Below are 21,989 nucleotides of genomic sequence, written 5' to 3' on the forward strand. Positions count from 1 at the left end.
AAAATCATTCACTACATGTTCATTTTCGAACACTTTCTATTCAATACTTTTAAGTAACTAATTGGTAATCAGCAATAAAAGGAATTGGCATCATTATACATTATATCTTCTAAATAGAACGAATAAAACTAAAAAATAGAAAATCATGAAAAAGTTAGTAACCTCTGCCGTGCTTACTTTGTTAATTGCTGCATCTTCATTTGCCGCTGGTGAGAACAAAGTAAATTCTAAAGCTGCAAGCAATTTCTTGCTCGAATTTAAAGATGCAAAAAATGTAAACTGGAAATCCACAGAAAATTATGTAAAAGTTTCTTTTATTTTAAATGATAAGAACATGGATGCCTTTTATGACCTTGATGGGAACAAGATAGCGACCAGTAGCAATATTGCAATGGATAAGCTGCCCACCAGTGCAAAAAGGGCATTTGCAAAAAAGTTTGCAGATTATACCTTTAAAGAAGCAATTCAATTCGATGGGGTAGAAGATACTGCTTATTATATATCGGCGGAAAATGAAGCACAATCACTACTTTTAAAAGTATCAGCCGAAGGTTTTGTTTCAGTTTTAAAAAATGTAAGAAAGTAAACAAATTCATATTGAAAAGGCTGTTCGTTTATGAGCAGCCTTTTTAACTAAACAAATGAGGCTCCTGACAATAGAAGTTTACTTCGTTTCCGGGTGATTTGTAAGTGATCTGGAGCTCAACTATCACTAATCCAACACAAATTGTCCTTCTTGATAAATCACTTTTTGAGTATTGTCACACAGCGTGGCAGTAACAGTTCTATTACTGGTGCTTATAATGTCTGTATGCACTTTTGGGCAACTGTTATAACCCATACTGGCCCACTGATCATCAGTTACAGAGGACATATCTCCGGTAAAAGTATCTTTATAGGCATTACCTAGTGCTATATGAGTGTTCCCGTATGCACCACCCATATTTTCATCGAATAGGGTAGTAGCCATAAATTTTGTAATGCGTGAATGACGTTTGTCTGTCAACGAAAATTCTCCGACCTTGTCGGCATTCTCCTGGGCTATCATCTCTTTTAATGCATCCTCGTTCTCTGTTGCAGAGGATGTTACTACGATCCCGTTCTCAAATTGTAGTGACACCCCCGATATACGTTTGCCCGAATAATACAACGGCTGGTTGAAATGGATAGAGCCATTCGTGCCCCTCCAGTCAGGGGATGTAAAAATCTCAAAGCTAGGGATATTCTTTCCTCCTCCACTAAGCCACTTTCGGTGCTGACCTATCTGCACTTCCAAGTCAACATCTTCACACTTGATGTGTAGCTTTTCAATTTTTAAAGCATCCAGCTTATCTTTTATGTCCTCGATCTCTTTTTGTACAGTCTTCCATTTCATCACGGGGTCATCTTCCTGCAAGTAACAAGCTTCTATAATTTGCTCCCAGTATTCCTCCAAGGTTAGTCCTGCTTCATCAGCCATCGATTGAGTGCCATAAAGGCAAAGTGACCATGATAACTTTCCAGCCTGCTCCTTTTCCTCCCGCATTTTCATATACGGAGCTCTTGCACTGTTCATCATGCTGATCTTTGATGAGGGCAATCCTTCCAAATAGTGAATGTCGGGCTCCGAAATAATAAAGAGTAAATGATCTGACGAATCTACTATCCCCTGCCAGTAAGGTTTAGCAAAAAAAGAAATTTGCTCATCGGCACCATTTTGTAGCAGAAAGCGGGGAAGACTGTTATCCCTGGTATTGTTGGGTAAATAGTTAGTAATAACGTTTCCGCCTGCTGTATATATCTCTTTTGCAATAGCCGTAAATAAGTCCCTGGTACATTCTTGCCCAACCAAAAAAACGGTATCGCCCTTATTAATACCATGACCGTTATTTAACGCATATCGTACCATAACCTGGGCATATTTTTTCAGTAAAGTTTCATCAAGCTTCATGATAGTGATCATCGTTTAAGGGGAACGAAGTTATGGAGGATTGGTTAAAGGGAAAGTGGTAACTAATGCCGCGCTTTCACCATGTTTTTTTATGTCATTCATAAAAGAGTTGAATGAGGTGCTACAAACGCATTTAACGAAAATTTTGTAGTACTCTTTGTGGGTGTTTCTTGCCTACTAAAAAAATCAATCACTTGCTGTATAAGGTGCCCGTTTGAACCTGCAATTTCTTTTAACCGGATTACCCACAGATCTCTAACTCATATCTACTGACTAATTTTTGTCATTTTATATCTACTACAAGTAAAAAGAATTGGCTTGGAAGAATAAAATGTCCAGGTTATTGCGCATCGCGTCAACGAACCAATTGTCCTAATCATTTTTTATTCTTCTTTTTCATTAATATGAATTGATTGTTGATAGATGGAAATAAAGCAACCAGTATTAGCAATGTAGAATGCTTTATTTTCCCGACTTTTACCAATTTGAAATTGGTGAAAACCGTTCTAATTTAATGGAGTGTATTCAAGATTTACAAAAACTTTCAAAAAGTTCTAATAACCTATAGCAACAACTTATAACTTGTGAATAAATTCTGCCAGCATTTGCTGCTAAACGTAAAAATAATTCTCTCGAATTAAATAAAGCGGTCCTAAAGATGCTTAATTAAACCAATCAAAATACTTTTATCACTCAATTACTTTCAAATACCTTGACATCCAATAGGGTAAGAGGTATTCATCCCCCGCCAATTCGCTCGTTCCGCCTTCACCTCCATCAAGCTCAAAAGCATTTGCGTTGTGGCGGTGTATGGGTGTTTCATCGGGAGGCAATAGGTCTTTCGTTAACTGGTTGCGAAAATTGGGTGGAAGCAGAACAATATCTTTCCGGTGGGAGTTTTTTACATCCCATCGCATCAAATCCATCGGAAATTCTCTCAGATGCCACAATGTCGACTCTTTATCAATAGTGCCTGTTGTTCCAAAAGTGATCACGTTCCAAAGTGCATTTCTTTCTGGTTTTTCAATCTCCCAGTGATCAATAATAACCTGCTTGTATTGCTGCTGCAATTCCTTATTGAAAGCATATTTGTACAATACCCAGTACGTTAAGAAAGCCATCTCATCATCTGAATGATTCCAATTTCCACTGCCTATATCGACTCCTAAATGAATTACACCTGCCGTAGGTTTGATATTCTTATAAGAAACAAGAATATTTTTCAGATAGCCATGCTCATTCATCAGCCGTAATGCTTCTGTTTTATAAATTTCTTTGCCTGTAAGTGCATACCCCAACTGTAAACCTGCTATTATAGTAGTGCTTCCAAGCTTTCTGTCACTTACTGTCGATGGAATCGAATTAATGTACTCGGGGTTCCACCGTCCCCAAAGAGTTGGCTTACCATCTGCATCAATAAACTGGTAGTTGTTTCGGATAATGTGCCCCAGTATTTTATCAATAAAATCAGCAACTCTTTTTTTCTCCGTTGCAGTTTCTGCTGTTAACTCATGCAGCACAGCGGCTGCGAAAATATATCCTACAAATTCATCACTGCTCGTTGTCCCTTTCCATTCCCATTCTGTATCCTGCGAAGGATGCCACCGTTCAGGATCGGAATGCTTGAAACCTCGCCGTTCAAAAGTTCTCGCAGGAAATCCTTTAAGCGGATTAACAGACAGTATTCTTTCAAACGCTTCAAAAGTTTCCCAGGCATACCGCTTTGCTGTTTTATCTCTTGTTACCCCATATCTGAAAGCCTGGCTGCCCAGATAAAACGCACTCCATAAACCGTCATTGTCTGTGTCAGTCATTTTCGCCGTTGCGATATCTCCCCGCTTTGTAAAAGTTACATTTGATATAAACCCATACCTGATATGCCGCTGTCGTATTTTCTCCTCGAAGTATGTTGCCTTCTGCAACAATGTTTGCGAATGAAATTCAATCTTATTTAAACCGGTAGGAGTTAACAAGTAAACATTTTTTTTCGAGTCTGATGCTATACATGTAACCTTATTTTCATCTAGCCATCTTTTTGAAGCGTAATACCGGTATTTTCCTGTTGGCTCCTGCATGTAAGCACCGTCATTTGTTGCAGCCCATATATTGTCATCTATTGTTTTTAAATAATCAATGTCTTCTACAGGCACTTTCGTTTGAAGTGAAAAAGTAGAATCACCATTTAGCATGCTAATGCCATAGAAGCCTTTAGCTGTTGCAAGTATTATTTCATCTTTTCTGAAACTAATAGTTTTAAGGCCTAATCCTTTGTGCAACATTATAAAACGACCAGCTTTTAGCTGATATACAGCTTCACCGGTTAAAGCATAAAAGGTGCCCTTATAAACATAAAGTGAAAGCAGTTTACCAGGTGGCTTAGGAATATGAGCGAGGCTTTCATTTTTGCATAGACTTACTACGCTATCTCCTGCTAAAAGCACACTCCCATCTCCAGCTACCGCCAACATTGCATATTTTTTTTCAGGAAGTATTTTATAAAAAGCACCAGCCTGCGCGTTTGTAAGCACTTTGTCTTTATACAAATAATATAAATTACCCTCGCCTTCCTGAACCGCCACATCTACCGGTATTTTCTCAGCGAGGGGAGTATAACGTACGTCTCTCACCAAATCTTTATCATTCACCCGGTACAAGCCCTTGTCTGTAAGTATATAAATAATATCATTATAATCAACCACTACTTTTTTTAGTGCACTTCCTTTTAGTAACTCAGGCAGATTATACTTAACAGAAATAGCTTGTTTGAAAGAAGTGTCGGGTTCAAAAATTTCCGCCTTACAATTACTTGCACATAAACAAAACAAGGCACTAAAAATGAAAAAAAGTTTAGCCGTTGATGTCGTTTGATTCATAGGTAAATACTTAATTAATGTCCGTCAATTAATTTACTGCAATAACCACATCTTTGAAAACTCATCGTCAACTGCAGGAGCCAGGGCGGCAACACCGGCATCATACGCATCTTTGTTTTGTCCAAGTTCGGCACCCGGATAACGGTAACGCAACGGAAATTGATAAGTGCTTAAGTTTCCATTTTTAAAAATCTCAGGCAAACGGGTACGGCGTAGATCAAGATATGCTTCGTCGGAAACAAGAAATAAACCGAGCCATTTTTGATCGGCAATCTTTACGAGCTTGCCGGTATTGTCTGACGGCAAAGTAATAGTTGGTTGAGCAAGATAAGTTGCTATAGCACCATCTGGAATGCCCCAGCGCTGCATTGATAAAGTTATTCCTTTCCGGTAATATGCATCCGCATCGCCGGTAATCAAACCTCTTGCTGCAGCTTCTGCAAGAATAAACTGAACTTCATCACTGTTCATGATCATCGCCTTCAATAAGGGATGACTGTTTTGCCTAAACAATTGAGAAAATTTAGACACTTTAAAATTGCCAACAACACCGCCAGCTTCTGTATTGTAATGTCCATTACCATTTTTCCAGTCGCCCGGCATGCCGGCAATAAAGCCTGCATAAAGTTTGTTTGAGTCGAGAATGTTTATAGACTGGGCTGCAATATCGGGATTGGAATGATCGATATACTCCCATGTGGAAGTGTAAGAAAATCCATTAGGATCAGTTGTAGAAACTTCAACCCCATTTGAAGCAGGATCACTTGTCCAAGGTTTTTCAACCGGCGCAATCCATATTCGCAAACGCGGATCATTGTAAGCAGTTAGTTTGTCAACCAAAGTTTTGCAAGGCCGTCTTTTATCAAACTCCTCATTATCGCTCCAGTATAACGTGCCGCCGTGCCATGAGTTATCTGCAGTCGTTCCAATATATGAGATGGAAGCATTATCAGTTGTTTCTGAAAAGATTGGCGTTGCAGACGGATTGCTTACAATAGCCTGCATTTTTGCTCCTGCATCTGCCAATTTATTAGAAGCCCGCATTAATAATCGCAAGCGCAAAGAGTTTGCAAATTTCTGCCACTGGGTTTTATCACCACCAAACATGATGTCATAAGAGGAGGAGATAGATTCTGAACCTTGTGCAATAAGGGTATTAGCTTGTTCAAGTTCATTTAGGATACCTGCATAAATATCTTCCTGCTTATCATATTTGGGGTACAAAATCCCTTCGCGGCCTTTAAGGGCCTGGCTGTAATATACATTTCCATAAAAGTCTGTGACAAATGAAAAAAGCAGGGCTCTGAAAATTGTAAAGATTCCTTTGTGAGTCAGAGAACCTCTTTTATCTGTAAGTGCGATTGCATTATCAATCAGTTTAAGAATATTCATCGCGGCATACATATCATCTGAAGGCGTTTTAAAACCGGAATAGTAGTTGTCGCCGCCCTGGAAATTTCTTTGCATGTACTGTACCGCGCAAGGAAGCCTGCTGTTTTCATAACCCATATTCTGATAAAAAAGGGCTGTCTGTTTAATTACGGAAGACAGAAGAAACGGGTCGTTGACAGATTCAGTGGCATTTAGCTGGTGCAGGATGTCATTACTGCGCAATGCATCCTTACTGCACGAACTAAATGCGACAAATAAAATGACTCCAAATATTTTAATAATAAATGATTTCATACTTTATTTTTAAAAAGGGTTAGTCTGAAATTAAAATTCGACGCCAAGCTTTACTCCGTATGAACGAATGCTTGGTAATGTTGCTCTTAAAATGCCCTGGTTTGCACCAACACCTGTAAATGCCGATTCAGGGTCTTCATGCCTCCCTGACTTATTCCATTGAAATACATTTCGGCTAATGAGAGAAAGCGTTAGATTATTTATTTTATACCTGCCGGTTACTTTATTGGGCAAAGTATAAGAAAGAGAAATTTCTCTCATTTTAAAATTAGTGGCATCAAAAGTTCTTGTTGAAGCAAAATCCCAGATGACATCTCCATAACTGTTGTAAGGAATCTGGTAAAAAGTATTATTGGGGTCTTCTCCGTTAACGATGTAATCTTTATCAGAAGGAGTCGCACCTGTAAAATCAGGATTTATAAAAACACCTTTTGCATAGCTGGCATCATTCCAGTCGCTGCGCTGACCATCGTTGTTATTATTGATAGCCTCGTACTTGCTGGAGCCGGCAGCGGGCCAGGGCAGGCCTCCATGTTCGGGGTCGCGCCCCCCTTTCCACCATGGGTTGTTTGGTCCTGAACCTAATGTAGTGTTTACTCTTCCGTTAGATTCCAAATACTGCTGGTTGACTGAAACATATTTTCCACCTTTACGAAAACTACCAACAAGATTTAGAGAGAACTGCTTGTATCGCAACGTTGTGTTTAGTCCGAGGATATAATCAGGATTAAAATTGCCCAGCTTTTCACGGTCTCTTTCATCTCCTGAAATTTGAAATTCTCCCCCCTCGCTGTTTAATAAATATTGCCCGGCATACTTTCCGGATTTCACCTTCAGTATGGGATTTTGTTCATAAATATTTCCAATTTCCTCGCCAACAGCAATTTTTACTCTTGTCTTTCCATCATAGTTGGCAAATACGTAACCGTTGGGCGCAAACTTATCCGATAATCTCGTGATGGTTGCCCTGTAATGTGTAAAGCTTGCTGAGACATCCCAGTTCCAGCTTCTTGTTTTTAATGGGCTTATAGTTAAACCCCATTCATAACCCTTGTTTCTAACGTCACCAATATTGGTTAATACTCCTGTGTATCCGGTTCCCGGTACGGTAGGAATATTGTCAATCTGATTTTTCTGATCTTTTATAAAATAGGTAAAATCAAATCGAAGGCGGTTATCGAGCATTGAAACATCAATACCACCTTCTTTTGTAACCGAATGTTGCGGTTTAATATTGGGATCAACTAACGAAGCATGTAAGCTTACAGTTTTTATCGCTCCCCAGTTGCTTGCATCGTAAGAATAAGTGTCTACAGATCTCCTCCTGGTTAAACCATTGCCGACATCAGCGACAGCCAAACGGGCTTTAACCAGGTTAAAAACTTTAGGAAGTTTGAAAGTTTCTGAAGTGATCCAACTCAGGGAAGCAGAAGGGTAGAAATAATGAATTTTTTCTTCACTTAAAATTCCCTTCCAATCATTTCGTCCGGTAACATCAAGATAAAGCTGGTTATTATAACCAAGGGTTGCAGTACCATAAGTGCTATAAGATTGTCCTGTTCCCCACCCTGATGCTGACACATATAACTGACCGGGCATAGCGTTTTCCAAAGTAAAGATCGAAGGTGCAGAAAGTTTGCCTGCAGTATTTTCTAAACTGCTATTGTTAGAATAAGTATAGTTAGCTCCGGCAGCGGCTGTCAAAGAAAACTTACCAAAATTGTTATTATAGGTAATAATAGCGTCAGAGTTTGCCAACAGACTGCTGTTTGTACCTGCAGCAAACTGCCCATCTCCATTGGCAGCCTTATCACTCATACTTGTTTTACCCCACGATTGCCTAAATTCATAATTTTCTTTTACATTCTCCATACCTGTTCTTAGCAAAAACGAAAACCTGTTTGAGAATTGCCAATCGAGCTGAAGTTTTCCAAAATAGCTGTCTCGGGTGAAACGATGCACTTTCTCATATGTGGTCCACCAGGGATTATCGGTATCAACATCAACGCCATTATCTTTCATAATAGCACCGTTTTGCTGAATGCCTTCATATCCTTTCAACCAGTAATTTTTCATGGCAGCAAGTGGTTGAAGGTTTGATGGGAAATTAAAAAGCAGGTTATTTAATATACTGTTTGAGCCGGTGATGTTTGCCTTGTTAGGCGAATAAGTACGGATATAGCTCGAACTGACTGAAACCCTTACTTTACTGTTAAGCCTGTAGTCGGTATTTAGCGTTACAGAAGTTTGGTTTGTTTTGGTGTTTAGCATTACTCCTTTATTGTCCATATTTGACATTGATAAACGGAAAGAACCCTTATCATAATTACCGGTAACACTAATGGTATTGGTAAATGTATTGCCGGTTTGCAGGTACGCTTTTACCCGGTCTTCGTGTGAAGAAAGCATTGGACCATTTTTCCATTCCTGCGCCGCCACGTCCCAATACTGTGCGGTAAATTTTCCGTCAAGCTTGGGACCCCAGGTGTCTGTATTATCGTACTGCCATTCAAAAGCGCGTTCACCCTGGCCGTATTCCATTTGCTCCTGGATAAACTGGTACGCCTTATCCCAAACGGCAGAAGAAGTGTAGGAAACACCAAGACCTTTTCTGCCACCTTTGCCGGATTTTGTCGTAATCATTACCACCCCGTTTCCTCCTTCCGCGCCATATAAAGCTCCGGCACTTCCGCCTTTTAAGATTGTTACACTTTCAATATCTTCAGGGTTTAACTGGGAAAGGATGTTGCCGAAATCGACACCATCTTTAGGAGTAAAAGTTTGTGCACCTACGGGTATTCCATCTATCACGTATAATGGCTGCGATCTTACCGAAACATCTGCACCGCTACTGAGTGAAGGCATCATAGTTGTGCCGCGAATGTTTACCAATACTGAAGATGTGGGGTCACTACTAAGGTTCGTTAAGTTTACCCCGCTTACTTTCCCATCTAATGATTTTAAAAGATTGGGGTTTGAAGCTTTCACGAGGTCTTCTGACTTTACTTCAGCTACCGAATAGGCAAGAGACCTTTTACTTCTTGTAATGCCTAAAGCTGTTACAACTACATTAGCCAGTTCCCCCGCAGTTGGCTCCAATACTATATCTAATTCGGAACGACCTGCTATTTTTACTTCTGACGTTTTGTAGCCGACAAAACTAAATACAAGAGTTGCATTTGGTTTTGAGACATTTAAAGAAAATCTTCCGTCTTCTTTTGTCAAAGTCGAATTCTGCGTTCCTTTTTCTGAAACTGAACTTCCTGCTAAAGGTCCATTCTTATCTCTTACGATTCCTTTCACAGTAATTCCTGATGCATTGCCCGACTGAGAACTTTGGGCGCATATCACTGTTGATAAAAGCAGCGCAATGAATAAGTGCACCGGCCGCCTAAGTAAACATTTAAATAGAAATTTTTTTTCCATAGATCGAAAGTTTTGGTATTGTATACTGACTCAAATTCTTTAGAATTATTCATTTTTAAAATAAGCAGTTACCGGAAAAATTGTCTAAGCAAAAAAAGAAGGGGGATATTATTACAATTTAAAAAAAATCTTTTGTTATTACTATTTTTAAAAGAAATATTTTTGATTTAAAACCTCTCATCTACCTTGTCTTGCCCACGTTTTGTCCCATTTGCAGAACTACTTAAGATAGGACTAAATTAGAAAGATGTTTAAAGGAGATCGGTTTCCGAAGGCGGTGGTTCTACAAGCCGCATATTTTAAATTAAGGTTTCATCTAAGTTGTCGAAAATGTGGAAGCGCTATTATCCACCGGAGGAGTAAAAGTGGATCCTGCTACCATACAAAGATGGGTATATAAATTTTCTCCACTAATCGAAGCTGCGTTTGCGTACAGCAAGACCAACAAAAATTGTTTGTTCGTTGAAGTTAGCTGTAACTTTATTTATGGCGTTTACAATTAGTTGTAACCAAAGATTGTTACTTGTAGTCAAACTTAAATTTGATCTGCTCCGGTCTAAATGCCTCTTTTTAGGGCAAAAGCAGGGTGGCCGAAAAGCAATCGGCAACAAGTCGCTGATCGGCTCCAATTATTTGCTGCTGGTTTTTCAATCAGCTTCAAAATTAACAATGACCATTCTACTTTAATCTGCATTCGTTTAGCCTGGCGAATAACAACTGCCTGCTTTCGCCAGTATTTTTACGCTGTGGGTAATCTTAGATGTAATTTTCGAAATAAATGAATTGATATGGGAACATCGAAACAAGTTAATGCAGGAGACCTTTGCATTACTTATGAAGAAAGTGGAAACGTTGATGGAACGGCTGTTATACTTCTTCATGGTTTTCCATACGACGTACGAGCTTACGATGAAGTAGCAATACATCTGATGGTTGAAAACTGTCGCATTATCGTTCCATACTTACGTGGGTTCGGACCGACAAAATTTTTATCTCCAGATACCATCCGTTCTGGCCAGCAAGCTGCATTAGCCAATGACTTAATTGCATTAATGGACGCTCTATCTATACAAAAAGCAATTGTGGGCGGGTATGATTGGGGTGGACGAGCTTGTTGCATTGCTTCTGCACTTTTTCCAACACGTATTATCGGACTTGTATCAATGGCAGGATATAACATTCAAAACATAGCAAAATATTCGGAGCCTGTTGCGCCGGAAATTGAAATGCTAAACTGGTATCAATTCTACTTCCATTCTGAACGTGGACGTATGGGATTAACAAAATACAGAAACGAACTGTGCAGGCTATTATGGAGCAACTGGTCTCCGACATGGAATTTTGATGACAGCACTTTTGAAGCAACAGCAGTTTCATTCAACAATCCCGATTTTGTAGAAGTAGTAGTGCATTCATATAGACATCGATATGGATTAGCGACTGGCGACCCTAAATTTGAAAGTATAGAACAGTCGCTGCAAAAGCAACCAACAATAAAAGTACCTGCGATAATAATAGATGCAGAAGCCGACGGTGTTGAACCATTTTCGGGAACAGGTAAAGATGTTAATTATTTCGAAGGCGGTTATGAAAGAAGAGTTGTTAAAGGAGTAGGACACAATCTGCCGCAAGAGGCGCCTGCAGAATTTGCGAAGGCGATTTTGAAATTTATGAGGTTATGAAAGACTGATGACAACAGAAAAAGCATGATAACTGAGCCTAACAGAACGTTTGTTAAATACGGCTGAAGTGCTAAATTGAACAACAGAACAAAAATTAGTATCCGATGACTTTTTTAAACAACTTTAGTTTTCCTTTAAACGGTGGGTATTTGATGTCGGGGTCAATCCAGGTGGGCGTTTTCATTACTGCTTTTTGATGACTGAAGACATCGAATGAATATTTTCCATGGTAAGCCCCTATTCCGCTGTTGCCGCGGCCACCAAATGGAAGGTTGAGGTTGGTGAAATGCCAGGCGGTATTGTTTACACAGCCCCCTCCAAACCTGACTTCCGACAACCATTTTTCTTCCTTTTTCCTGCTACTAGTAAACACGTAAAAAGCTAATGGATTTTCGTTGCGGGCAATCATTGCTTTTGCTTCCTCATATGTTTCAAATGTAAGTATGGGTAACACGGGCCCAAAGATTTCTTCGCCCATTACCGTCGAATTTACATTCACAATCTCGATAAGTGTCGGTTCAATGTAATAAGCAGCAGCATTGAATTTTCCACCAAACAAAATGGTACCCTGCTGCAGGTAAGCTGTCAGTCGGTTGAAGGCTCTGTCATTGACAATTTTTCCATAATCATCGCTGCGGGACGGGTCGTCTGAAAAAAAGGAGCGAATAGAAGTTTGCAGCGATTGGACAAAATCATTTTTTATACTTCGATGAACAAGCACATAATCGGGTGCTACGCACATTTGCCCGACATTGGAAAACTTCGCAATCGCAATTCGTCGTGCCGCTACTTTTATGTTTGCATCGCTTTCCACCACACAAGGACTTTTGCCACCCAACTCTAATGTAACGGGCACAAGTTGCTTCGCCGCCATTTCGTAGATTGCTTTTCCCACATGGGTGCTGCCTGTGTAAAAAACATGGTCAAAACGGAAATTATTCATCATCTGTGGCACCACTTCCGCACCATCGCCTTCCGTAAACAAGATGTATTCTTTTGGAAAAATTTCTTCTATAATCTTTTTCATTACGCCAGATGAAGCTGGCGCAAACTCACTTGCCTTTAACACCGCACAGTTCCCGGCAGCTATTGCACCGATCAACGGTGCAAACAACAATTGCAAAGGATAATTCCACGGTGCGATAATGAGCACGACGCCCAATGGCTCTTTATAGACAAAGCTTTTGCTCGGCAGGTTCAAGAGGTTCGTACCTACCTTCTCTGGTTTCATCCAACCACGCAAATGCTTTAATGCATGACTTATTTCAGAAAGCAAAAAACCTATTTCAGTGACCCAGCTTTCTTCCCTGCTCTTTTTCAAATCAGCATAAAGAGCTGGATACAAAGCTTCCTCATGATTTTGAATGGCACCCTTAAGCTTTTGTAAATTTTCTTTTCGAAAGGAATATGGCAATGTGACTCCGCTGTTATAATAGTTCTTCAGCAGCTTTAGTGTGTCCTCTAGTTTTTCGGTACTCATTATCTGCATTTTACCTTCATTAATGCAATATCCTTAAAATTCATCCCATTACACAAAATAACAAATATCTAAAAATCCTTTGCTTTTTTTTGTTTGGAAAATAAGGAATTGGTTGAGAGTTGCAGATTGGGGTTACTTCATTTTGAATTAAGCTTTTTTCTTATTATTTCCCGGCAGGACTTTTTCAACTAGGTCTTATTCACCAGTGCCTGACAAATGGCTCAGATTTCTTACTCGCCCAAAGCGGATATAATTTCTGAGGATTACTTCAACGACATATTAGGACGTTATTTCATTAATATCCTTTCAGAGGAAAAAACAACCGACTATTCTTGCGGTCGTATTACAAGGGAGTTTCTATCACGGCATATTGGCAGTATAAATCAGAAGTTCTATAAAATATCAGTGTTGATTGCTTTAGGAATACCAACGTTTTATACCTGCATTCATCACTTTAACCAGGTAGTACACTTTAGCACAGAAAGGCAAGACCTATATGTTCGACTTTATTCAATTTAAACTGTAAGTAACATCAATAAGCAGAGTTTACAAAGGTGCAGCGGAACATGGAGAAAAGCAGTTGTGCCAGACGCTTTGAATCGAATTTTAATGAGAAATTTTTGCAACTATTTTCTTTGTAACCTTTTAACATCTCGTTACTCTATTATAAAGGAACCTGGATTACACTTGACTTAATTGTTCCAGATATCCTGCAAAAGCATAACAAGGGTGAAACAATTTATCACAGTATAATTATTCCTGTTACTGCATGTTTCAGCTCTTCATAAACAATACTAATTCTTAATAATAAATACCTACTTATGCGATATAAAAACCAAACATTGGTAGTGCTGTCAATGATAACGATTGTAGCCCTTGCACAATGTAGAAAGAATGACCACAACCCGGCTAACGATAACCCTGCTACAATTAATGATGGTAAGCAAATTTTTCGTTTTGATACTTATGGTGATGAAGATTTCTGGAGCGGTTTGCTTCATCTTGAAAAAGCTATTGAAGGTTCAAACAACGGAGGTTTTGGACCTGGTGTAAGCCCAAAAACAGCTTTAGCAGTTGGTTTGAAAGTAGATGCCGATGCGTTACCGCCAGATGTAGTAGCAGGAATACAATCAGGAGCAATACGTCTTGACAATCCTGCAAGCACACTGGCACTTTTAAAGTTAAACGCAGTAGTTGGAGTAAAAGGAAACTTTGATGCGAAGGGAACTCTAAATTCTATAGGCATTACCTGCGCTTCGTGCCATTCGACTGTTGACAATTCATTTGCCCCTGGTATTGGTAAACGTCTTGACGGGTGGCCAAACAGGGATCTCAATGTAGGGGCAATCATTTCATTAACTGATAATGCGCAGCCAATAGCAAATATGTTGCATGTTAACGAGCCAACCTTAAGGACTGTACTTGCTGCATGGGGGCCGGGAAAGTTTCCAGCCATTTTATTTATGGATGGAAAAGCATTTCGCCCTGATGGTAAAATTGCGGCCAATTTAATTCCTGCCGCCTTTGGCTTGAAAGGAGTAAAACTGACAACCTATACCGGGTGGGGTGATATCAGCTACTGGAATTCCTTTGTAGCCAACCTCGAAATGCATGGAAAGGGGAATTTTTCAGATGCCCGTTTAAATGATCCGGTAAAATATCCAATAGCAGTAGAAAATAGTTTTTACAATGTTACTCACACCCCTGATTTAATATCTTCTAAGTTGCCCGCTTTAAGAGCTTATCAGCATTCAATTTCTGCACCAAAACCTCCTGCAAATAGTTTTGATCCCGCTGGAGCAAGTAGGGGAAGGGCGATCTTTTTTACGAAAGCAAAATGTGCAGGTTGTCACGCTTATCCTTTGTTAACGGATAATTATTTGCATACCGGAGCAGAAATTGGAATTGATGATTTTGAAGCCATGCGGTCGCCAACCGGAAAATACAGGACAACACCATTAGGGGGATTGTTTACCAAAACAAAGGGAGGCTTTTATCATGATGGCAGGTTTGCAACTTTGAATGATGTAGTGAACCATTATAATAATCATCTCTCTTTAAATTTATCTTCTTCAGAGAAACAGGATTTAGTGGAATATCTAAAATCATTATAATACAGATAATAGACATTGTATGCAGTACATCAATAATGACATGTTTTTAAAGAATCTTGTTTCCATTCAGAACTATCACAATTTGTTAGTTACAATTGCTACAAGCTTTGGCTTTAACAGGAAAAACTCTGAAAATTTTGCGCAAGAGATTTATGTTAATGCACTCAGCTATTATTCATCATCCCAAACGAGACATCTTTTTATCAGGATTTATTTGTGTAAAATTATGGTCTCAAAATGCATTTTTAAAATAAGTGAAAAATTGTGTAGCCAGGATAATTATCATCTTTCCACAGCTCTAAGTGCTGAAAAATATTTTGATCCTGTTAGTACTTATCCATTAAAGTTGCAAGAAATGAAACTGAGTTACAGGTCTGTTTTTATCTTAAATACTATATTGGGATTTACAGAAGAAGAAATAGCGGAACTCTTAAATGTTACATCAGTAAAAGTAAAAGAAAGGATTAGTAAGGCCAATTGGTTTCTGAATAATTAATCGGCAAAATTGATAGCATAAGAAATACTTTTAGAGCATATCAGTAAAAAACAAAAATTAAGTAAAGCATTTCATTCCTCTTAAATTAATGGTTTCTACTTTCTTACAAGAACAACTGTGTCTTTTGATAACCTTACAACAAGATAAGAATAAAACGTTTTGATAGTGCCGCATGCCATTTACTGCTAGAGAACTGTCTATTGAAGTTTTTAAACTATTGCTTAAAGGCGGCCCTGAATTATAAACTTTTATCCATAAGACCGAATCCCTGTTATCTGTGTCCCATTTTAATATTTCACTTCCATGTTTTTTTATTGGCGTTATTACTAATTTAGTGATGTTTTTTTGTAAACACTATAAAAAATAAATGCTTGGTGCAAAAAGGCCGGGAAAATGAATGTCCTAAAGCAATTACAACAAAAAAACTGATCTGCATTCTGTTCTGCTTATTTACTTTCATTAATGAGCGCTCTTTGCTATTTCTATTGTGCTGTGGTGAATATTATTGTGTTCTAATTCATGCTTTATTTCTGCAATAACTTTTAGCTTTTCATCAAAAGGTAATTGTTCATCAATCACTACATGAGCAGTCAAAGCATTTTCTGTTGTGCTTAATGACCATACATGCACATGATGTACATAGCGTACATGAGGTACACCGGTTATTACTTTCTTGATAGCTTCAAGTTCTATTCCTGCCGGTATTGCATCAATGGTCATTTTGAAACTGTCTCTCAACAAACCCCAGGTGCTTGCAACAATAACGACCATAATTACAAGACCAATAGCCGGGTCAATCCAATAAAGGTTTGTTTTGCTTATTACAATGCCCGCAATAACGACGCCTAAAGAAACCAATGCATCGGCAAACAAATGCAGGTAGGCAGCTCGTGAATTGAGTTCATTTTTTTGTCTAAAGAATAAAAATGCCGAAACGCTGTTGATAACAATACCTATTGCTGCCACCCATGCAATTACGCCACCTTCAACCGGCTCTGGTTTAAACAGTCTTGTAAATGCTTCATAACCTATGATACCAATAGCAACCAATAAAACAATAGCATTAACAAGGGCTGCTAACACGGTTGTTTTTCTAAAGCCATAAGTATATACTGCATTCGATTGCCTCTTTGCTATCCAAAAAGCTACCAATGAGACAACAAGACTTGCTACGTCGCTTAAATTGTGTCCTGCATCAGTGAGCAGTGCCATTGAGTTGTAGGTGAAGCCTGCAATCGCTTCTGCCAATACAAACGCCATGTTCAGACCGATGCCAATTAAAAACACATTCTTATTGCTGCTGTTAACTGCAACCGAATGAGAGTGTGCATGTTGATGGCTGTGGTTGTGTTCCAATTTTATCGCTGTTTTGTCAATTCTTCAATCATTGCTTCCATTGTGCAATTTCCCTTTCTTGTGATTGTATAATTTGTTCAGCTAGCTTTTTTACTTCAGCATCTTTGATGTTGGCATGTTTGCTTACGATAATTGCAGGTGAGTGACGTGGTACACTGCTTTTCAAATACTGTACATCGCCAATCTGTTTTGCGTTCGCAATGCTGTCAATATAGCTATAAACACAATGATGGTTGCTAACATGATACCTGTATTCATTTTTTATTTGCGTACATTTTTCATATCATTATCAATATCAGAACTGCCATTGACGCAACCATTAAAATTGCCATGTAAATACATCTGGCGCTTATGTGATAGTGACAAAAAAAGCCTGAAAATCATTTGATTTGCAGGCTTTCAATCATTTTTGATCCCCAATAAGGCGGACCGGATCGTCTATATTTACCTTCCTCCAGTCCTTCTCTTTCAATATCTTATGAGTGGTTTAAATTAACTACTCACCGAATTACTCACCACTTTGTAACATCTGCAAATGTTTCGCAAATATAGATTGAACAATGAGAACAATTAACTAATAAAGCCAGTTAACTTTAGTATTTTACAAGTTTTGTTGAAGGTGGCAACAAAGAACAATTTACATTAACTTAATAAGAGCAGGTCGAAAATTGCATAAAGAAAGGTGCGACAAAACCTTTATATGCATAGCTTCAGCAACTCTTATTGTTCTTCCTTGTACTGCAGTTCCATTTAATTGCTACAGCGCCGTTCAATTTTTTCTTTCCATAGTAATTTAACCTTCGTTATTACTTTGTACCATGTTGTTAATCTCTTCTACACTAGCTTTTTTTAGTGTTTCTACCTTTAATTGTTTGCCGATTAGTCCGTGCTGTCCGTAAAAAGCTAAGAAACAAAAGCCGGAAGGCATAATATTGCCATATAAATCGTTTTCCATTATAAAAACGTTATCTAAAGAAGGGTATTCAAATACTCGTGCATTAGGGGCCACCTGAGCATTGATTGATTTTTCTGATAAACGCAGGCCAAGTTTGTTAATGGTTTGCTCATCTATACGCTCATTGATTTGTGTCATAATTTTTTGAACTTTTATCAAGTAAAAAAATGGTTTTTCATTACTGCTAACATAACCTACAATTCATGTAAGTTACCCTCAAATTATTGGTTTTCAATGTTAATGTTTGCTATTGAACAAAAACGAAAGGTTGGGAAAATAGTCCCACGAGAGCTTCAAGCACAAAACAGACTCACTGCTTTGAACAGCCGATTTCTTGCTTAAGGATTAGACAATTTTATTGGGAAAAATGCTTTTACCGTTTTTGCTCCGGCAGATCTTGCTTTTCAAAAGTTGGAAAGGTCCGAGGTCGAAAACCTGTCAAGGCCGGAAAATAAAATGCAACTAAGTGCAATTATGAATAAACATGTGGTTAGGGGAAGATTCAATTACGGGGATCTGGCGGTGAAATTTTAAAGAGCTTATAATACTTCAGTATTTCTGATAGTGCAACATCCCTGCGTCCCTGCTTATACAACACGCTTTTTAAAGAAGACTGCACCAGGACAAAAATCTCTATAATAGGGTTACCTATTGGCACTTTTCAAAAAGTCTGTAATCTTTGTCATGTCAGTTTTAGATATGTTGGCGCGTATCTGCATGTGTGTACCCACAATATCCCAATTTGCATTGCTAAATTCGCCGGGAGGAGGAGCGTTATGACAACGGTTGCAATTTTCCGCCCAGAGTTGTGCTCCTGATTTGGAGGCGGCAGTTTTAGATACAAAACATCCATTGATTGATATAAAAGTGCTGCAAGTAAATATAATTAGCAGTATTGCAAAAAGTGACCTTTTCATTATCGACAATTTTTGAGGTTAAAAACCAAATACGACTTGGGCATAAACAGTGTTAAGGGCATCACTCCTGTTTTGGTAAGAAATTTTTAAAAGGCTGTTCCAGTTAAGCCAGTAATCAAGCGCTATCTCAGTAGACCTTATATTAGAACCTCCCCATGGAGCATTTACAGGCCTTTTAAAGTAAGACGATCTTACAGCGACTTCTATATTTCGTAAAAATTTGTTTTCAAGTAACGATGGTCTTAAACTGCCCATTGCATAGTAGCAGGATGGTGAGTTGGTAAAACTAAAATCGGTACCGTCTGGCTTTGTATACACAGCATTATTGCCAACTTTCTGGTGCCTGAATTCTCCGATGATTCTTAACGTGCTCTTTATTGGCTGAATGGATGTATAATAGTTTAGATCCACAGCCTGCATATCAAGACTTACTTTTTCATCAATTGTACCAAGATCTCCTGTTTTAGCTTTGTGCTGAAGTGAGAAGCCAACTTCGAGGCTTGAATTAGACAATGGTAGTATAGCAAGCCTTCCTCCATATGCCTGATCATTATTATTTGAAGTATAAGCTTCATAATCAAACTGGCCCTGGTTAGCAGAATCTGTGAGTAAGTGCGGGCCATTTACTACATACACATCATATAACACTTTCACATCCCCAAAGGGCAAAGACCCTAAAGCTCCGAAACCCGTTTCTACTGATGCTCCAATGCCGCCATCTCCGAAACCCGCTGGGTTAGAAGCGAAACGGTTTAAAAATCCTTCTGCAAAACGTCCCCGATAAGCTCCAAATTTTGGTAAGAATCGCCCCGCATGTAAAATAAGATATTGATTAACTATGTAATTCATATTAGCATATTCTAACCCAAAATTTACTACACCGTCTCCTGTCTCTATTTCTGTTTCCGCCTCTACAAAAAGTTTGTCTGAAATCTTCCATAAAAAGATAGGTTTAAAGTTGATATCTGTAAAACTCTTTTGCTCTTTATTAGATACATACACTGCTTCTGCATTTCCATAAATAGCAAATTTGTTTTGACCGGACTCTTTCGACAGCAGTTGCCCATGGATGACCGCGTTATACAAAAAACACGCTGAAAAAATAAGTAGTAACTTTTTCATGTTATTGTTTTTTTGGAGTTTTTGTAAGGGTTCTTATGTAATTCACAAGTTCCCAACGCTGCGTTTCAGTTAATGCGCCTTTATACTCAGGCATAGGATTATGTCCTTCACTGATTTCCCAGAATAGTTCGCCATCTGTTTCCTTTTGTACTCTTTCAGATGAATGATCTGAAGGCTTTGGATTTAACGCAGATGCTGCTGCTCCATCGCCTTTTCCTTTTGCACCATGACAAGGAACGCAGTTAGTAGTATATAATACTTTCGCATCTTTTAATCCAGTTGTATTATTTGCAAGCGGATTTTTTAGTTCAGCAGCTTCTTTAGGTATATTCCAGTTTGTTTGAGCATGTAAAAATCCTGGAAGGAGAATAATTATTATTGTAAATAATACAATTGAAGTTTCTGATCTCTTACATAGTAATAGTTTGATAATTTTCATTGCAATTTTTTTGTAGTAAATTTAGAAGAAGAGTTTGCTAATCTCGATGACAATGGTTGCATATAATACTGACATTCATCATCTCAATTCCCGCCTTTGTTGTATTCGTTACCAAGAAATCTTCATTCGTTGCGGTAAGTTGAAAAAAAGACCATGGGGAATCTGCTTTAAGACTTTAAGGTAAAAAGGAGCAGAGGAATGTTTGTATTCTTCAGAAAACCCGCGAATCTCACAATGGTGGCGTTTGAAATTAATGTAGTCAACTTTTTGTTTGAATACAAGCTGCAACTCTAATGATACCCTTGAAGCATTTCTTTTTCGAACGCTGTTGGGTGTTCTTCATCAACAGCTCTCTACTCGATATGTGTTAAGAGAAAAACGGCCTGCCTTTAGCTGTAAGCGGATTTTAAATTAGTGGCTGTTGCTGTGAACGTTTTATCATTTCGTATTCATAAATCTTTTCCGATTGCTAACAGGTGAAGGTGATAGAAGTGGGATATTTCGCTGTTATGAAAAGTTCGGGTTGAGATGTTAGCAATATAGCAATTTATAATTCTACTTTTCTTATAGTGCAACATGCCTGGTCTCTGCCCATCTCGCAATCCGTTTGAAGGATGCCTCAGCAGGACGAAAAATATAGTGACAATTTTATTGTTGAACACTTTTGATATAGTTAGGCGATTCGCACTCTTGCCAATATTCTACAATTTTCTTGATGGTGCTTTTCAATTTATCATAATTATTTGGCTTGATAAAGAAGCCTTGAATAGACCTCGAATATGCGTCGATTACATGTTTCTGTTCGGCACTTGTAGAAAAGAAAAGATAGGGAATAGATTTCATTCTCAAATCTTCATTATTGTGAATTTTCTCTCTTAGCTCCATCCCATTTAATTTTGGCATATTTATGTCTGAAAGGACAAGAAATGGTTCAACGTCTGTGTTAGTCAAATACTCTAAAGCTTGCGAACTGTCATCAAAGAAAATTAGTTTATTATTGTAATCAAGTTCTTTAAAAACGTCAGCCAAAATATCCTGGTCGTCGACATCATCTTCAATAATGATAATAGGGCCGGTTTTGTTCATTGTGCAGATTTTGAGATTAGGTGTTGTAAGTTATTCATATTTTACAAAGTAAATCGACTCTTTTTTCAGCGCGATGTATAACAGCTTTTATGGAACCATTTCAGACAATGTTGCGGATAATATTGCAAGAGCCATTGGCATCATTCACACCGTTCTCGAATTTTTTCCTATAGCTAACTGCGGCCCCGATCTTTAAAAAGTCTTTTACATTTACTCTTGCTATTTTTCTAGCAAGCGATTATTAAACGTTTATAATGGGTCGCTCCACCAATTCTTTCGCTTACACACTACCTGCTACCCTCGGAAGGTTAGATTTTTTGATAGTAAGTAAAAATGCCGCTTTCATCTGTAAGCGAACGCACCGAAGATTGTTACAAATGCAGAACAATATATTATTCGGCATCCCCTCCTAAATCATACAACTGCC

18 protein-coding genes are annotated in these 21,989 nt (G+C 38.4%); 6 read left to right on the forward strand and 12 right to left on the reverse strand.

From position 1 onward, the window contains the following. Positions 1 to 145: 145 nt before the first annotated feature. Complete coding sequence (locus tag B154_RS0113900) at positions 146 to 586, forward strand: hypothetical protein (protein WP_018614861.1); 441 nt, start codon at positions 146 to 148, stop codon at positions 584 to 586. Between the two features lie 126 nt (positions 587 to 712). Here the strand turns inward: B154_RS0113900 and B154_RS0113905 are convergent, their stop codons facing one another. From B154_RS0113905 to B154_RS0113920, 4 genes are all read right to left on the reverse strand, one after another. Next, entirely contained in the window at positions 713 to 1,930 is a 1,218-nt protein-coding gene (locus B154_RS0113905) for an aminopeptidase (protein WP_018614862.1), read from the reverse strand. Between the two features lie 689 nt (positions 1,931 to 2,619). Next, the gene (locus B154_RS0113910; RefSeq protein ID WP_018614863.1) at positions 2,620 to 4,803 is read right to left on the reverse strand and encodes a ligand-binding sensor domain-containing protein; all 2,184 of its coding nucleotides are present in this window, start codon (positions 4,801 to 4,803) and stop codon (positions 2,620 to 2,622) included. 33 nt (positions 4,804 to 4,836) lie between these two features. Next, a complete protein-coding gene (locus B154_RS0113915) occupies positions 4,837 to 6,489 on the reverse strand; it encodes a SusD/RagB family nutrient-binding outer membrane lipoprotein (protein ID WP_018614864.1) in 1,653 nt (550 codons plus the stop codon). A 30-nt stretch (positions 6,490 to 6,519) separates the two neighbouring features. Beyond that, positions 6,520 to 9,915 carry a SusC/RagA family TonB-linked outer membrane protein gene (locus B154_RS0113920; protein WP_018614865.1) on the reverse strand — a complete coding sequence of 1,132 codons (3,396 nt, stop codon included), beginning with the start codon at positions 9,913 to 9,915 and terminating at the stop codon, positions 6,520 to 6,522. A 788-nt stretch (positions 9,916 to 10,703) separates the two neighbouring features. On the opposite strand from B154_RS0113920, the gene B154_RS0113925 reads away from it, so the two are divergent. Then, a complete protein-coding gene (locus tag B154_RS0113925; RefSeq protein ID WP_018614867.1) occupies positions 10,704 to 11,597 on the forward strand; it encodes an alpha/beta fold hydrolase in 894 nt (297 codons plus the stop codon). A 94-nt stretch (positions 11,598 to 11,691) separates the two neighbouring features. Here the strand turns inward: B154_RS0113925 and B154_RS0113930 are convergent, their stop codons facing one another. Next, entirely contained in the window at positions 11,692 to 13,077 is a 1,386-nt protein-coding gene (locus tag B154_RS0113930) for an aldehyde dehydrogenase (protein ID WP_018614868.1), read from the reverse strand. A gap of 216 nt (positions 13,078 to 13,293) precedes the next feature. Between B154_RS0113930 and B154_RS32420 the strand changes: the two genes are divergently transcribed. The 3 genes from B154_RS32420 (at position 13,294) to B154_RS0113940 (ending at position 15,687) form a co-directional block, all read left to right on the forward strand. Further along, positions 13,294 to 13,596, forward strand: a complete 303-nt coding sequence (locus B154_RS32420) for a ferredoxin reductase domain-containing protein (protein WP_157580747.1) — start codon at positions 13,294 to 13,296, stop codon at positions 13,594 to 13,596. A gap of 302 nt (positions 13,597 to 13,898) precedes the next feature. Then, on the forward strand, positions 13,899 to 15,191 hold the full coding sequence (locus tag B154_RS0113935) for a hypothetical protein (RefSeq protein ID WP_157580749.1): 1,293 nt from the start codon (positions 13,899 to 13,901) through the stop codon (positions 15,189 to 15,191). A gap of 19 nt (positions 15,192 to 15,210) precedes the next feature. After that, positions 15,211 to 15,687, forward strand: a complete 477-nt coding sequence (locus B154_RS0113940; RefSeq protein ID WP_018614870.1) for an RNA polymerase sigma factor — start codon at positions 15,211 to 15,213, stop codon at positions 15,685 to 15,687. Between the two features lie 459 nt (positions 15,688 to 16,146). On the opposite strand, the gene B154_RS0113950 is transcribed toward B154_RS0113940, so the two are convergent. The 3 genes from B154_RS0113950 to B154_RS0113960 form a co-directional block, all read right to left on the reverse strand. Then, entirely contained in the window at positions 16,147 to 17,043 is an 897-nt protein-coding gene (locus B154_RS0113950; protein ID WP_018614872.1) for a cation diffusion facilitator family transporter, read from the reverse strand. A 28-nt stretch (positions 17,044 to 17,071) separates the two neighbouring features. Beyond that, the gene (locus B154_RS33895; RefSeq protein WP_083934962.1) at positions 17,072 to 17,308 is read right to left on the reverse strand and encodes a DUF305 domain-containing protein; all 237 of its coding nucleotides are present in this window, start codon (positions 17,306 to 17,308) and stop codon (positions 17,072 to 17,074) included. A 528-nt stretch (positions 17,309 to 17,836) separates the two neighbouring features. Next, positions 17,837 to 18,136, reverse strand: coding sequence for a hypothetical protein (locus B154_RS0113960; RefSeq protein WP_018614874.1), 300 nt, complete (start codon positions 18,134 to 18,136; stop codon positions 17,837 to 17,839). A gap of 219 nt (positions 18,137 to 18,355) precedes the next feature. Between B154_RS0113960 and B154_RS33900 the strand changes: the two genes are divergently transcribed. Next, positions 18,356 to 18,532: a fasciclin domain-containing protein gene (locus tag B154_RS33900; RefSeq protein ID WP_083934963.1), complete on the forward strand. Its 177-nt coding sequence runs from the start codon at positions 18,356 to 18,358 to the stop codon at positions 18,530 to 18,532. Positions 18,533 to 18,642: 110 nt separating this feature from the next. Here B154_RS33900 and B154_RS0113965 read toward each other — a convergent pair whose 3' ends face one another. The 4 genes from B154_RS0113965 to B154_RS0113980 all read right to left on the reverse strand — a co-directional run bounded on the left by B154_RS0113965 (position 18,643) and on the right by B154_RS0113980 (position 21,562). Then, complete coding sequence (locus B154_RS0113965) at positions 18,643 to 18,915, reverse strand: hypothetical protein (protein WP_018614875.1); 273 nt, start codon at positions 18,913 to 18,915, stop codon at positions 18,643 to 18,645. An 18-nt stretch (positions 18,916 to 18,933) separates the two neighbouring features. Further along, positions 18,934 to 20,037 carry a hypothetical protein gene (locus B154_RS0113970; protein ID WP_018614876.1) on the reverse strand — a complete coding sequence of 368 codons (1,104 nt, stop codon included), beginning with the start codon at positions 20,035 to 20,037 and terminating at the stop codon, positions 18,934 to 18,936. A gap of 1 nt (position 20,038) precedes the next feature. Further along, positions 20,039 to 20,476, reverse strand: a complete 438-nt coding sequence (locus B154_RS0113975) for a c-type cytochrome (RefSeq protein ID WP_018614877.1) — start codon at positions 20,474 to 20,476, stop codon at positions 20,039 to 20,041. A 648-nt stretch (positions 20,477 to 21,124) separates the two neighbouring features. Further along, positions 21,125 to 21,562, reverse strand: a complete 438-nt coding sequence (locus tag B154_RS0113980) for a response regulator (protein WP_018614878.1) — start codon at positions 21,560 to 21,562, stop codon at positions 21,125 to 21,127. Positions 21,563 to 21,989: the final 427 nt, after the last annotated feature.

The organism is Segetibacter koreensis DSM 18137 (assembly GCF_000374045.1).
Classification (GTDB): Bacteria; Bacteroidota; Bacteroidia; order Chitinophagales; family Chitinophagaceae; genus Segetibacter; species Segetibacter koreensis.

What these genes read in the sequence shown, in the direction of transcription:
- B154_RS0113925 (WP_018614867.1), top strand. Translation starts at nt 10,704, where the DNA reads ATGGGAACATCGAAACAAGTTAATGCAGGAGACCTTTGCATTACTTAT.
- B154_RS0113935 (WP_157580749.1), top strand. Translation starts at nt 13,899, where the DNA reads ATGCGATATAAAAACCAAACATTGGTAGTGCTGTCAATGATAACGATT.
- B154_RS0113905 (WP_018614862.1), bottom strand. Translation starts at nt 1,930, where the DNA reads ATGAAGCTTGATGAAACTTTACTGAAAAAATATGCCCAGGTTATGGTA.
- B154_RS0113940 (WP_018614870.1), top strand. Translation starts at nt 15,211, where the DNA reads ATGCAGTACATCAATAATGACATGTTTTTAAAGAATCTTGTTTCCATT.
- B154_RS0113960 (WP_018614874.1), bottom strand. Translation starts at nt 18,136, where the DNA reads ATGACACAAATCAATGAGCGTATAGATGAGCAAACCATTAACAAACTT.
- B154_RS0113970 (WP_018614876.1), bottom strand. Translation starts at nt 20,037, where the DNA reads ATGAAAAAGTTACTACTTATTTTTTCAGCGTGTTTTTTGTATAACGCG.
- B154_RS0113980 (WP_018614878.1), bottom strand. Translation starts at nt 21,562, where the DNA reads ATGAACAAAACCGGCCCTATTATCATTATTGAAGATGATGTCGACGAC.
- B154_RS0113910 (WP_018614863.1), bottom strand. Translation starts at nt 4,803, where the DNA reads ATGAATCAAACGACATCAACGGCTAAACTTTTTTTCATTTTTAGTGCC.
- B154_RS0113900 (WP_018614861.1), top strand. Translation starts at nt 146, where the DNA reads ATGAAAAAGTTAGTAACCTCTGCCGTGCTTACTTTGTTAATTGCTGCA.
- B154_RS0113965 (WP_018614875.1), bottom strand. Translation starts at nt 18,915, where the DNA reads ATGAAAAGGTCACTTTTTGCAATACTGCTAATTATATTTACTTGCAGC.
- B154_RS0113915 (WP_018614864.1), bottom strand. Translation starts at nt 6,489, where the DNA reads ATGAAATCATTTATTATTAAAATATTTGGAGTCATTTTATTTGTCGCA.
- B154_RS0113930 (WP_018614868.1), bottom strand. Translation starts at nt 13,077, where the DNA reads ATGAGTACCGAAAAACTAGAGGACACACTAAAGCTGCTGAAGAACTAT.
- B154_RS0113920 (WP_018614865.1), bottom strand. Translation starts at nt 9,915, where the DNA reads ATGGAAAAAAAATTTCTATTTAAATGTTTACTTAGGCGGCCGGTGCAC.
- B154_RS32420 (WP_157580747.1), top strand. Translation starts at nt 13,294, where the DNA reads ATGGCTCAGATTTCTTACTCGCCCAAAGCGGATATAATTTCTGAGGAT.
- B154_RS0113975 (WP_018614877.1), bottom strand. Translation starts at nt 20,476, where the DNA reads ATGAAAATTATCAAACTATTACTATGTAAGAGATCAGAAACTTCAATT.